7 protein-coding genes and 1 pseudogene are annotated in these 12940 nt (G+C 62.0%); 3 read left to right on the forward strand and 5 right to left on the reverse strand.

The genetic code is table 11. From position 1 onward, the window contains the following. Positions 1-23: 23 nt before the first annotated feature. From ACG33_RS02465 to ACG33_RS02475, 3 genes are all read right to left on the reverse strand, one after another. Positions 24-4988 carry an NAD-glutamate dehydrogenase gene (locus ACG33_RS02465; RefSeq protein WP_066918411.1) on the reverse strand — a complete coding sequence of 1655 codons (4965 nt, stop codon included), beginning with the start codon at positions 4986-4988 and terminating at the stop codon, positions 24-26. A gap of 169 nt (positions 4989-5157) precedes the next feature. Continuing rightward, positions 5158-5694 carry a MarR family winged helix-turn-helix transcriptional regulator gene (locus ACG33_RS02470; RefSeq protein WP_210399149.1) on the reverse strand — a complete coding sequence of 179 codons (537 nt, stop codon included), beginning with the start codon at positions 5692-5694 and terminating at the stop codon, positions 5158-5160. Between the two features lie 354 nt (positions 5695-6048). Then, positions 6049-7167 (reverse strand): tellurite resistance/C4-dicarboxylate transporter family protein, encoded by a 1119-nt coding sequence (locus ACG33_RS02475; RefSeq protein ID WP_083536374.1) that lies wholly within the window; start codon positions 7165-7167, stop codon positions 6049-6051. 343 nt (positions 7168-7510) lie between these two features. On the opposite strand from ACG33_RS02475, the gene ACG33_RS02480 reads away from it, so the two are divergent. After that, positions 7511-8176 carry an outer membrane beta-barrel protein gene (locus ACG33_RS02480; protein ID WP_066918416.1) on the forward strand — a complete coding sequence of 222 codons (666 nt, stop codon included), beginning with the start codon at positions 7511-7513 and terminating at the stop codon, positions 8174-8176. 233 nt (positions 8177-8409) lie between these two features. Here ACG33_RS02480 and ACG33_RS02485 read toward each other — a convergent pair whose 3' ends face one another. Further along, entirely contained in the window at positions 8410-8910 is a 501-nt protein-coding gene (locus ACG33_RS02485; RefSeq protein WP_066918418.1) for a peptidylprolyl isomerase, read from the reverse strand. A gap of 77 nt (positions 8911-8987) precedes the next feature. Continuing rightward, on the reverse strand, positions 8988-9860 hold the full coding sequence (gene prmC, locus ACG33_RS02490) for a peptide chain release factor N(5)-glutamine methyltransferase (RefSeq protein ID WP_066918420.1): 873 nt from the start codon (positions 9858-9860) through the stop codon (positions 8988-8990). Positions 9861-10120: 260 nt separating this feature from the next. Here prmC and ACG33_RS02495 point away from each other — a divergent pair. Continuing rightward, positions 10121-11479: pseudogene (locus tag ACG33_RS02495) on the forward strand (pyridoxal-phosphate dependent enzyme); the annotation flags it as partial. 175 nt (positions 11480-11654) lie between these two features. Continuing rightward, complete coding sequence (locus ACG33_RS02500; RefSeq protein WP_083536376.1) at positions 11655-12863, forward strand: trans-sulfuration enzyme family protein; 1209 nt, start codon at positions 11655-11657, stop codon at positions 12861-12863. The last annotated feature ends 77 nt before the right edge of the window (positions 12864-12940 follow it).

Here is a 12940-nt window from a genome sequence, read left to right on the forward strand (position 1 = left end):
GCTTCCGTCCACCTCCGTCCGCCTCAGCCTTCCGCCGTTCTGCGTACCGCTTGCAGTGCCACCGACAGCGTCGCGAAGTCCATGGCCGGCAAGGTGCGCATGTCGGCGAGCGTCCGGTGCAGATACTCGATGGTCTGCTGATGTCCCGCAAGCCATGCGGCGAGCGCCTGTCGCGGCGTACCCTTGCGCGAGTGCTTCAGGACCTGCATGCACAGGGTGCGCTGCAGGTTGTAGATATCGTTGCGCAAGGTCGAGCGGGCGATCGCCTGCCAATGACCGTCGACATCGAGCGTTTCGATCTGTTGTCGAATCCAGTCCAGCGACAACGCCGTACCGACACCGAAATAGGCGATGGCGGCCGATTCCACCGGCAGCCGCGCTTGCTGGGCGATCTCCACCAGATCCGGGCCCGAGCGCAGTGCGGCGAGAATCGCGATGCGTCTGCCAAGAATGTCTGGTGCCTTGGCCTCGCGATACCGGGCATAACGAGCCTCGAAGTCCGCCTGGTCGATGCCGGACAACACCCGCGGCAGGATCACGTCGAGCGCCGCCAGTCCATCGTGCAGCCGCGACACCTGCTGTTCGATGTCGAGACGGTGCGCATGCTGATGGATCAGCCAGTAGGTGCAGAATTGCAGCAGCTGCGTCGTTTCGAACATCATCTCGTACTGCGTGGCGGCGTCTACCCTGGTATCCAGAGCCTCGATCTGTCCCCAGGTCTTACGCATGTCCAGCGCTTCGCGCGCGATGGCATAGGCACGCACCACGGTCGCGGCATCGGCCCCGGTATCTTCCTGGGCCCGGCGCGCAAAGGTTGCGCCCATGCGGTTCACCATGCTGTTGGTGGTTGCGGTGGCGATGATTTCGCGGCGCAGGCGATGCTTGCCGAGATGGGTTTGCAGACGACGCTGCATGAGGGCGGGAAAATAGCGGTCCAGTTCGTGCGCCAGATAGGGATCTTCCGGCACGTCGGAGTCGATCAGCAACGAATACAAGGCCATTTTCGCGTAGGAAAGCAGGATCGCCAGCTCCGGCCGCGTCAGTCCGCGGCCGGTTTTGCGGCGCTCGCCGATCTCTTCGGTCGAGGGCAGAAATTCCAGCGAACGATTCAGCAAGCCCGAGGTTTCCAGTGCGCGGATCGTATGCTCGTGCTCGAGCAGGTCCTTGGACGCGCGTGATTCCAGCATCGACAGCGCCTGGCTTTGCAGATAGTTATCGCGCAGTACCAGGGCGGCGACTTCATCCGTCATGTCGGTCAGGAGCTTGTTGCGCCGTGACAGTGTCATGATCCGCGCCGGCAGGTTGTTGAGCAGGATCTTGATGTTGACTTCGTGGTCGGAACAATCGACGCCGGCCGAATTATCGACGAAATCCGTGTTGATCCTGCCGCCGGCCTGGGCGTATTCGATGCGGCCGCGCTGGGTGAAACCGAGGTTGCCGCCTTCGCCGACGATCCGGCAGCGCAGGTCTGCGCCATCGACACGTACGGCGTCATTGGCTCGATCGCCGACGTCTGCGTTGTTCTCACCGGCGGCCTTGACATAGGTGCCGATGCCGCCGTTCCACAACAGGTCGGCCGGCATGCTGAGAATCGCCCGAATCAGTTCGGGTGGTGAAAACGTATCCTGCTGCACGCCCAGCATGGCTTGCGCCTCGGCCGACAGTTGAATGGACTTGGCATTGCGTGAGAACACGCCGCCGCCTTTGGAGATCAGCTTGGGGTCGTAGTCTTCCCAACTGGAGCGCGGCAATCGGAACAGGCGCTTGCGCTCGGCGAAGCTGACTGCCGGATCGGGATCCGGGTCGATGAAGATATGCAGGTGATTGAACGCCGCCTGCAGGCGGGTATGCGGGGAGCGCAGCATGCCGTTGCCGAAGACATCGCCCGCCATGTCGCCGATGCCGATTGCCGTAAAGGGCTGGGACTGGACATCGATGCCGATTTCACGAAAGTGGCGTTTGACGCATTCCCAGCCGCCGCGTGCCGTGATGCCCATTCTTTTGTGGTCATAGCCGACCGAGCCGCCCGATGCGAAGGCGTCGCCGAGCCAGAAGCCGTATTCTGCGGAGATGCCGTTGGCGATATCCGAAAAGCTTGCCGTGCCCTTGTCGGCGGCGACGACCAGGTAGGGATCATCGCCGTCACGCCGCACGAGCTGCGCCGGGGGCACGATGCGGCCATCCAGGATATTGTCGGTGACATCCAGCAGGGCGCGGATGAACATGCGATAGCATTCGATGCCCTCACGCTGTGATTCCTCGCGGCTGGCGCTCGCCGGGATACGCTTGGGAACGAAGCCGCCCTTCGCACCCACGGGAACGATCAGGGTGTTCTTGACGTTTTGCGCCTTCATCAGGCCCAGCACTTCGGTGCGGAAATCCTCGCGCCGATCGGACCAGCGGATGCCGCCGCGGGCTACCAGGCCCATGCGCAGGTGTACGCCTTCCACGCGCGGAGAATAGACGAAGATCTCGAAGGCCGGATGCGGCTGTGGCAGTTCCGGAATGTTGCGCGAATCCAGCTTGAGCGCCAGCCAGGGTTTGTGGCGCCCCTGTGCGTCGAACTGGAAGTAGTTGGTGCGCAGGGTCGCCTGAATGGCGCCGGCGAAGCGGCGCAGGATGCGATCCTCGTCCAGGCTGCTGACGCCGTCCAATCGTTGGGCGAGTTCCCGCTGCAGCCTGGCGATGATGCGGCGGCGTTGCGGCATCGGCAGCGCAGGATCGAATTGCGCCGCGAAAATCTCCCATAACAGCCTGGCGATCGGGGCGTTGGCGCACAATACCTGCTCCATATAGGCTTGGCTGAAACTGGTGCCGGTCTGCAGGACGAAACGGCAATAGGCACGCAGTACGCTCGCCTGCCGCCAATTCAGGTCCGTGATCACGACCAGACGGTTGAAGCCGTCGTTCTCCACCAGGCCGTTGCGCACCGCGGAAAAGGCCTCCGTCACTCGATGATCGGGTGCTTCGGCCTTAGCAAGGGTGCTCGTGACCGAGGTTTTTGTCGGCCTGGCCATGTCGAACGGCCGTCCGTCGCGCCGTTGCATTTCGACATCTTGGAGCCAGATCGGCTGGGCACCCGGCACGCTGATGAGGTAGGGACGTTCGCTGAGCACGAAAAAGCCCATGTTCTCCAGGATGGGCAGGGTTTGGGACAGCGGAATCTGTTCATTGGAGCAGAACAGGCGCAAATGGATGATGGATCGCGGCGCATCGGGGCGCGGATCCGCGGTCATACGCATCGGCACGAGTTCCGGATCGACGATCACCTCGTTGACTTGCATGATGTCATCGACCGCCAGCGCAACGGGTACATCTTCTTCATAAGCCGCCGGGAAGGCGCTGCGAAAGCTTGTTGCGAGTTGCCGCCCGCGGATTTCACCATGTTTGTCGATGAGCGCGTCGTCCAGCTCATCGGTCCAGGTGCGTACAGTCCGCTCGATCAGTTTTTCCAAGGCATCCGCATCGATCCTGGGAACCCCCTTGTCGGGCAGGCGAATGATCATGTGTACTCGCGCGAGTGCCGATTCCGACAGGCGCACCTGAGATTCGATACTGGTGGCGTGCAGGTGCTCCTTGATGAGAGTTTCCATGCGTTCGCGTACCTGGGTGTCGTATCGGTCGCGCGGCACCAGGATGAGGGCGGAGTAGAAGCGGTTGAAGGTATCGCGGCGCAGGAACACGCGCACCTGCTGACGCTCGTATAGATTGACGATGCCGCGCACCGTGCGCGTCAGACTGGCGATGCCGGCCTGGAACAGTTCGTCCCGGGGATAGGTTTCCAGGACGTAGGCGACGGCCTTGCCGTCGTGGCTGGCAGGATCGAGTGCGAAGTGGTTCAAGATGCGCTCGATCTTGTGGCGCAGCAGCGGGATATCCCGCGGACTGCTGCGATAGAGCGTCGAGGTGAACAGCCCCAGAAAGCGTCTTTCACCGGTGACGCGGCCGGCTGAATCGAAGGTTTTCAGACCTACGTAGTCCAGGCGGCTCGCCCGGTGCACGGTCGACAGAGCGTTGGCCTTGGTGACTATGAGCAGTTCCGCTTCACGCGCACTTTTGCGCAACTCGCCGCGCAAGGGTGTGGCGGTGAGCTTGACGCCGGGCCGGGCTCGCAGGATGCCCAGTCCGGTCTGCGGCAGCGGTTCCAGCAGATCCTCGCTGCGTCCACGGCGCAGACGATATTCGCGGTAGCCCAGGAAGGTGAAATTGTCATCGGCCATCCATTCCAGCATCGCCTTGATCTCACCGAGTTCGCCGGACGGTACTGGAACAGACTGCTGTTCGAGCTGACCGGCGATGTTCAGCGCCCGCTCGCGCATGGGCTTCCAGTCCGTGACCGCCAGGCGCACATCCTGGAGCGTGCGCTGGATTTTTCGCTCGAGCTCGCGCAGTTGCTTAGCGTCTTCGATACGATCGATGCGAATGTGTTGCCAGGATTCGCGTATCGTGCGTCCGGCGACACGGCGGCTGGATGGTGAGCGCGCGCGCAGGCGAATCCCGCTTCGGCCGGCACCGGCTTGGGGGGTATCGGTTACGCCGCCGGATGCGCCGGTGGCCGTGTCCGCCAGTTCGACCAGGCGCCCATTGTGATCGCGGCACACCATCAGCACCGGATGCACCGTCAGATGGATCGCCAGTCCGGCCTGGGTGAGCACCATGCTCAGGGAATCGACCAGGAACGGCATATCCTCCAGTGTCGTTTCAACGATGGTGTAATGTTCGGTGCCTGGTACCGCCGGATCGGTATTGTAGACCCGTACCAATGTCTGACCTGGTCTGCGGATGCCGGCGAAACGTTCATGAGCGAGCGCCGCGGCGGCGAGTCGTTCGTCGGGATGTTCTGCGAGATCCTCTTCGGCTACGCCGCGATAATACTGCCGGATGAATGCCTGCGAGTTCAGCGGATCGCTGCGTTTGCTCAGACGGCGGGCGGCAGCGGCAATCCTTTCGATGATCTTCTGGCGCGCAGCGGGAATGGTGGTGGACATTTTAGCGAATCACCTATGGTACTGAAGTCGGTCGATCCAAATGATCTGGTTCAATATTCGAGTTCTAGGCTCATGGACGGCGATGACGCGAAGCATCGCCGTTCGTCCGGGCCGGCGGCTGTTTATCCTTTGTTATTGCAAAAGAGCCGGCATGCGAGCTGCGGACGGGCTAGGCGGAACGAACCATGCCGCCAGCCGGAGCGGATTCCAGCGATAGGCCGGCCGATGTTTTGGCACATTCCGTCAACACGTCGATGAGCCGTCCGAATGTGCGGCGATCGGCCGGGCTGAGAGAATCGAGCAGCGACTGTTCATAGTTCAGCGCCATGGGAGCGATTCGTTTGTATACGGCATGACCTATGGGCGAGAGCCGCAGCATGGAGCGACGCCGGTCTTCCTTGTCGTAGCTGCGCATCAGGCGCCGTGAGGCGAGCAGGGTGTTGACCCCTCTGCTGACCGCCACCTTGTCCATTGCGCTGCGCTCGGCCACCTCCCCCGCAGACAGATCGGGGTAGCATGCCAGTACGGCCATGATTCTCCATTGGGAGATCGACAGGCCGAACTCGCGTTCGCAGACATCGGCAATACGCCTGCTGATCAGGCTGGAGAGCACCGACAGACGATAAGGCAGGAAATGCTCCAGGCGCAACGGGTCCACGGGATTGCTCATGGACTGGCGGGTGGTGCTGCGGTTCTGTTCGCTCACGATCTGGCTCACGCTGGTTTGCGTATCGGCGCTGCACATCTTGGTTCGTCAGGTATAAATAGTTTCATTTGAAACAAATGGATCAATATCCGGCGTATCCTACCGCGGACCGGGTTGCGGCGCTGCAATATGCGGCAATATGAGTGAGCGGACGGAGTTTTACGAGAACTTGCGCAACTTTCGCGAGATTCGCTACTTACGACAGCGAGGGCAAGGCCATCGGCTGGCTCGCTCGTGCGAGACCCGCCATCGCATCGACCGGATACGGCGCGGTGTCATCTATCGCTCTGGCCACGACTTTTGGATGTAGTCATGTGCAGCATTTCTGCCGGCGGCGCCTGTGGCGCAGGCCGGTTATGTGGTTCGGGCAATGCGGAACTCGCGTCGTGCAGCCAGGGCGAGCCCTGATGCCGTCGCGGCCCATACGGCCAGCGCGATCCAGACCATTACACGCGATATTGAATGCAGAGCAGGAAAATCAGCCGCCAGCGATAACTGGCGGCTCGCGGCAGCGTACATGCCTAGGGGAAAAACCAGGCTCCAGAACATCGGCGTATAGGTTAGAGGCACGCGGCGAAAGCCGTGCTTCCATACGCCGAGAATGATCAGCAGCGGAATCCACCAGGTACCCCAGGCCCACAAAACCAGCGTCGTGCCGTCGATGAACGGCCGCATCGCTTGCAGAAACGGCATGCCGTTCTCGGCGAGAATGAGAGTCGATCCCGCATTGGTGCTGATGGCGGCGGCGCCCATGACCACCCACAGCAATGGGGTGACATCGTCAGGTCCGACATCGTGGAAAAAGATGCGGTAGGCGAACAAGGTGATGAAAATACCGTAAAGCACCAGGCCAACGCCCCATAGCATGTGCAGCAGGACGAACATGCTCTGCGACAGACTGCCTAGATCCGGTGCGACGAGGGTACCGAGGATGACCAGGGACTCCGTTCCGACGATCGCGATGAGCCAGCCGCCGTGGACCACGTTTGCGCGGTGAGCGGTATTGAGAAAGGTCAGCACGGAGAAGCTGAAATAGATGAGTAGCAGCCATACCGATAAAGCGAACATCCACATTGCCAGCGCCAGCGTCGTGAAGCCGCGCTGGTAGATGCCGACACCGAGCACGTTGCCGGCGGCCACCAGCGTAAAGAAGGAGAACACCAGGCGCGGATCCGTCAGGTCTTGCCAGATACGCGGCCAGAAGCGGATGACCCGCAGCATCGTCAGGGCGAGCAGCCAGGGATAGGCGGCGATGTTCACAGCGAACAGAAGATCCGACGGTAACCGGTGCCCGGTGAACAGCAGCACGTTGGAGATGATCCCGGTGGCCATGACGAAGGCAAAACAGCCGGGATAAAGATCCGCGAGCATGCGGCGCAGCCAATTCGCCACGGCGGATGCGCAGGTGCGCTCCATGGTACGGGTTGCGGCGGCGGACGATGCCGGGTTCGAATGACATGAGTGAGTTTGCATTCGCCAATCCTATGCTGCTCGAGGCGCCGTGAGCTGACGTAGCGCAAAAGCTGACGTGGCACAAGCAGCCGGCTGCGGAATTCGTGAGGATCGCTTGACGAAAGATCCGGCTGGGGCTCCCGCCGAGACTCCCGCCGAGACTTGTGCGGCCGATCACAGCGGTTGCGTGACTTGCAGCGCGGTATGGCGCGTGGGCACTCCCAATGGGGTAAAGAGGCAGGCGACTGTCGAATCCGAGTGTGAACCGGGACGCTTATCGGCATTCCCGAAGTCGGGTAGGATGCGCGCGCTGTCGGCCTGGACGCGGCCGGCCTCTCAATCAATTGGTATGGAATAGGAAGAGATGATGAATCAAAAGAAGACTTGCTGGATGTCGAAGATCGCGGCGCAGGCACTGGTGCTGGGCTGTGTCCCGGCGACCGCGGCCCTGGCGGCGGACCCCGGTTTTTATTTCGGTATCAGCGGCGGCCTGGCCACGTTCGACCTGCCATCCAGGGGCAGCCTCGATGCGGAGCTCGAAGAAGAAGGCTTCCTATTGGAATCCTCCTCCCTGGATGATGACGACAAGGCCTGGGGACTGCAGGTGGGCTATCGCTGGAACTCCTATGTGGCCGCGGAGGTCGGCTATGCGAACTTCGGCACCGCCGAGTATCGGGCCACGGATGGTATCGACGGCAATCTGTCGCTACGTGTGCGCAGTTCCGGTCCCACCCTGTCGGTGCTGGGCATGCTGCCTGTGGCCGAGCGCTTCGATCTGCATGCTCGCGCAGGAGTGTATTTCGCCGATACCCGGGTGCGTTACCGGGAGGCAGGCTTTGACATCGGCGAAGACTATTCCGAGGGGAGTAAATCCAGCTCGGAGAATCCGTTCCTGGGCATCGGCGCCGCCTGGAACATCAACGACAGCTATGCGCTGCGCGTCGAGTATCAGCGCTTTTTCGATGTAGGCAAGGACGATATCGGTAAATTCGATATCGATCTGCTGAGTTTCAGCGTCCTGTTCCGCTGAGTTTCCCGCGCCCATCCCGGGTCGCGTGATTCCGGGTAGCCTGCTCCACGGCAGGCTACCCTTGGACGCAAGGTCCAAACCGGCCTGACCTCGCCGGCCAGACCGACCCTGACCGGTCGATTCCGGGGATCGACTCCGCAGCCCCGTCCTGTAAGCCCGGACCCGCGGATCGGCACTGCGAGTTCCATCCTGCATCGGTCCTACGAATCGATCCCGAAGGCCGATTTCGCAACTCAGTCTTGTCCGGGTGCTTCGATCCTGCGCACCGATTCGATGGTGATCGTTTCCACCGGCACGTCCTGGTGCATGCCCTGGTTGCCGGTCTTGGTCGCGGCGATGGCGTCGATCACTTCCATTCCCGAATCGACGCGGCCGAACACTGCATAGCCGTAATTGCCCGGGCGATGATCCAGGAAGTCGTTGTCGACCAGGTTGACGAAAAACTGCGAAGTCGCGCTGTCGATATCGTTGGTGCGCGCCATCGCCAGTGTGCCGCGCTTGTTCTTGAGGCCGTTGGCCGCTTCGTTCTTGATCGGGGCGTGGCCGCGCTTGTTTTGCAGGTCGGCTGTGAGTCCGCCGCCCTGCACCATGAAGCCGGGGATGACGCGATGAAAAACGGTGCCTGCGAAAAAACCCTCATCGGCGTATTTCAGGAAGTTCTCGACCGAGATCGGCGCTTGTTTATCGAACAGCTGCACCGTGAATGTGCCGAGGGAAGTCTTGAATTCGAGCATGGCGAAGCCTTTGAAATGAAATAATCTGAAAAATCTTAAAGAGGGCTGCGTACGGGAGCTGCGTCTGCCGTTCTGCCTCAAGCGGCAGCCAGACCTTCGATCAGGCCTTCGGTGACGCGCTCATGACCGGCCAGGTCAGTATACGAGCGTACGTGAGTGAAGCCGCCGCGCACAAGCCGATCACGTACCGCGGACGCCTGTTGCCAACCATGTTCCAGGATCAGCCAGCCGCCGGATGTCAGATGCCGGGGCGCCTGTGCAATGATCTGCTCCAGCGCTTCCATGCCGGTGCGTCCGGGTATCAGCGCCAGTTCCGGCTCGAAACGACGCACGTTCGCAGCCAGTTCGGGATCGTCCTGGGCGACATAGGGCGGATTCGCGGTTAGGAGGGCGAAACGCTCGCCTGCCAGCGGCGCAAACCATGAACCTTGGACAAAACGGACATTACCGATCTGCAGCCGGCCTGCATTGCGAAAGGCGATATCGAGCGCTTTCCTGGAGACATCCACGCCGATCACTCGCGCGGTGGGCCGCTCGCTCGCCAGCGCCAGCGCGATGGCGCCGCTGCCCGTCCCCAGGTCGACGATCTGCCCGCTGCTGTCCGGTGGCAGATGCGCCAGCGCCCGTTCCACCACCAGTTCCGTCTCGGGCCGTGGAATCAGCACGGCCGGAGAAACTTCCAGCAACAGCGACCAGAAAGCCTGCTGACCGCGAATGTAGGCCACGGGTTCTCCTTTCAGGCGGCGCTTGATCAGCTGCTGAAACGACCAGCCGGCGCTCGCCGGCAGCACCCGTTCGGGGGTGGCGTGAAAGCTGGTTCTGGACAGTCCGGTCACATATTCCAGCAGTAGTTCGGCGTCCAGACGCGCCGAGGGCGAGGAGCGCGCCAGCAGCGCACTGGCGGCGTGCAGGGCTTCGCCGAGTGTTTGCGGGGAATCCGCGATATTCATGTCCGGCGCTGCTGCGAAGAATTTGCGGTATTCATGAGCGGCGCCGTGGTCGGGTGAGATCCAGGGTCGGTGTGCGCATCGGGGCGGTTTCGCCTGAGCGACCTGCGGCATGGCCGGGCCGGACCGCCGAGTTCCAGGCCGAGTTCCGAGCCCGATCCCGGGGTGAGAAATAATCGCTGCAGCTCACGTACAATGCTGGGTGGTTTCGATGCGGACACGGATTGTAGCCGCATCCCGGGCGAGCGTGTGGAGGCCGGCGAATGCATATCTACCAGAACGTCCTCGAGATGGTCGGCCGTACGCCGATGCTGCGTCTGAACCGTCTCGATACCGGCCCCTGCGCATTGTTCCTGAAGCTCGAATCCCTCAATCCCGGCGGGTCGATCAAGGATCGCATCGGCATGTGCATGATCGAAGAGGCCGAGCGGCGCGGTGAGCTCAAGCCCGGAGACACGATCGTCGAGGCCACTGCCGGCAACACCGGCCTTGGCCTGGCGCTGGTGGCAGCGCAGAAGGGCTATCGCATGATCCTGGTGCTGCCCGACAAGATGAGTCAGGAGAAAATCTTCAACCTGCGCGCGCTCGGTGCCGAAGTGGTGCTGACGCGCTCCGATGTCGGTAAAGGACATCCCGAGTATTATCAGGATCTGGGTGCGTCGATTGCCGCAAAAACCGGCGCTTATTTCATCAATCAGTTCGGCAATCCCGACAATCCTCGGGCCCATGAGTTGACGACCGGCCCGGAGATCTGGGAGCAGACCTCCCGGCAACTGGATGCCGTGGTGGTGGGCGTGGGATCCAGCGGTACGCTCGCCGGGCTGGCCGCGTTCTTCAAGCAGCATGCACCTCACGTGGAAATCGTGATCGGTGATCCGCAGGGATCGATCGTGGCGGACTACGTGCGTACCGGAAACTTCGGCGCCAGCGGCGCATGGCAGGTGGAAGGTATCGGTGAGGATTTCATTCCCGCCATCGCCGATTTCTCCTTGACGCGGCACGCTTACAGCATTCCCGATGCCGAGTCTTTCTCGACCGCGCGCGAACTGTTGCAAAAGGAAGGCATACTGGCAGGTTCCTCGACAGGTACCTTGTTGGCCGCGGCGCTGCGCTATTGCCGCGAACAGACGACGCCGAAACGAGTCGTGACCTTGGCGGCGGATACCGGTGCGCGCTATCTATCGAAGCTGTTCAACGACTTTTGGATGGAAGATCAGGGCTTCATCGAGCGTGCGCGCCATGGCGATCTGCGCGATCTGATCGGCCGTCCGCACGGCGAGCGCGCCACGATCACCGTTGGTCCGAATGACGTGCTCACGACGGCGCACAATCGTCTGCGCAACGCGGGCTTCTCGCAGCTGCCGGTCATGGAAGACGACCGCCTGATCGGCGTCGTGACCGAGGACGACATCCTGCGTTTTGCGTTCGGGCGCCCGGAGCGCTTCAATGAGCCGGTGAAGGCGGCGATGACCACCGCATTTCTGCGCGTCGACAAAAGCACCTCCTTGAACAACCTGGTGGCGATGCTGGAGGTACGTTCCTCCGCGGCCGTCATGGATGACGACAAATTCCTGGGATTGGTCACGCGCTCGGACGTGTTGAATTATCTGCGCCGCCAGATGTCCGCGCAGACGCCCGTCCAGGCCACTACCCAGACCACCACTCAGGCCGCAGCCTTATCTGCGGTGGATTCGGCCGCGGCAACGCCCGGGGCATGAGACCGGCTTGTCTTTCGCCCGACTGCCGTTTGCGCCTGCTTCCTTGCGGGGTTTTTCCAGCTGACCATGGCGGATCATCATGTCTTTCAAATCGACCGACACGTTTACCTCTACGTCCAAGCCGGCATCCGGCCTGCGTTTTTCGACGCGCTGCATTCACGCGGGACAGGCGCCGGATCCCGCCACCGGGGCGGTGATGCCGCCGATTTATACGACCTCCACCTATGCGCAGAGCAGCCCGGGCGTGCACCAGGGCTACGAATATTCGCGCACCGCGAATCCGACCCGCGGCGCCTGGGAGCGTTGTATCGCTGATCTTGAAGGCGGCACGCATGGCTTCGCCTTTGCGTCGGGGATGGCGGCGACGGCGACCTTGCTGGAACTGATCGATGGGGGCAGCCACATCGTGGCGATGGATGATCTGTACGGCGGTACGTTCCGTTTGTTCGAGCGGGTACGCCGGCGTACGGCCAATCTGGAGATCACCTTCGCGGACCTGGCGCAGCCGGGGGCGCTGGAGGCTGCAGTGCGTGCCGATACGCGCATGATCTGGATGGAGTCACCGACCAATCCCTTGCTGCGGCTGGTGGATATCGCCGCCGTCTCGGCGTTCGCTCGCCGGCAGGGTATCTTGACTGTGGTCGACAATACCTTCGCGAGCCCCTGGGTGCAGCGCCCGCTGGAGTTGGGTGCGGACATCGTCATGCACTCGGCGACCAAGTACCTGAATGGGCATTCGGACATGATCGGCGGGGTGGCGGTGACCGGCGATGCCGCGTTGGCGGAGCAGATCGGTTTCCTGCAGAACGCGGTCGGCGCGGTGAGCGGGCCGTTCGACAGTTTTCTGGCCTTGCGGGGACTGAAGACCTTGGCGCTGCGCATGCGCCAGGCCAGCGAGAGCGCCCTGCGCATCGCGGACTGGCTGCAGGCGCAGCCGAAGGTGGCGCGGGTTCTATACCCGGGGCTGCCCAGCCATCCGCAACACGCGCTGGCAAAGCGTCAGATGCGCAACGGTTTCAGCGGCATCGTGACGTTTTTTATCAAGGGTGGCCTGGATGAGGCGCGCAGCTTCCTGGAGCATTGCCGGCTGTTCACAATCGCGGAAAGCCTGGGCGGCGTGGAAAGTCTGGTCGATCATCCGGGGCTGATGACGCATGCGTCCATCCCGCCGGACAAGCGCCAGGCACTGGGCATCGACGATACGCTGATCCGCCTGTCGGTCGGTATCGAGGACGTGGAGGATCTGATCGAGGATCTGCGCAATGCCTTGGGTAATGTCCGGGATTAATGCCTCGGTGTTCCAGTGTCAATGCCTCCAGCTAATACCCAGGGTAATACCTCAGGGGCATGGCGGCCGGACACACC

Source organism: Steroidobacter denitrificans (assembly GCF_001579945.1).
GTDB lineage: Bacteria > Pseudomonadota > Gammaproteobacteria > Steroidobacterales > Steroidobacteraceae > Steroidobacter > Steroidobacter denitrificans.